The organism is Bacillus sp. 05T31, assembly GCF_056396725.1.
In genome coordinates this window covers 1-403 of sequence record NZ_JBFTMA010001449.1, presented here as the reverse complement: position 1 = coordinate 403, position 403 = coordinate 1, and the positions used below count along the sequence as shown (strand labels likewise).

At 43.4% G+C, this 403-nt stretch carries 1 protein-coding gene and 1 pseudogene; both read right to left on the bottom strand.

Annotated features, from left to right (window positions below; translation table 11 throughout):
* A pseudogene (locus tag AC1DJR_RS33765) lies at window positions 1–293 on the bottom strand (lysozyme family protein); the annotation flags it as partial.
* Window positions 263–394 (bottom strand): lysozyme family protein, encoded by a 132-nt coding sequence (locus tag AC1DJR_RS33760; RefSeq protein ID WP_477004647.1) that lies wholly within the window; start codon window positions 392–394, stop codon window positions 263–265. The pseudogene AC1DJR_RS33765 and the gene AC1DJR_RS33760, both read right to left, overlap by 31 nt.
* Window positions 395–403 lie beyond the last annotated feature (9 nt).

The following is a 403-nucleotide window of genomic DNA, read 5'->3' as shown; positions in this document are numbered from 1 at the left end:
GTATACGCTCCACCATTCCTTTGAATAAAATTGATAAATCCTGGCCAGAAATTGTATGTTTGAAGTGCTAATTTAATTTTTTCTATATCAGCCGGGCCAGAAACACCAGCTAATTCTAATGAATGTTTTAACTCCTGTATACCGCACCATATTGAATAGTCGGGATCTGTTATACCATTTTGTATTTTTGGATAACGGGTGTTAAAAGCTCCCTCTGCACTCTGCATGACATCGATCAAAGTCCCGCCGCTCTCCTGTTGAATTAGGGCCAAAGCGAGGGGCACAAAAGGTTCATTTTTGGATAACGGGTGTTAAAAGCTCCCTCTGCACTCTGCATGACATCGATCAAAGTCCCGCCGCTCTCCTGTTGAATTAGGGCCAAAGCGAGGGGCACAAAAGGTTC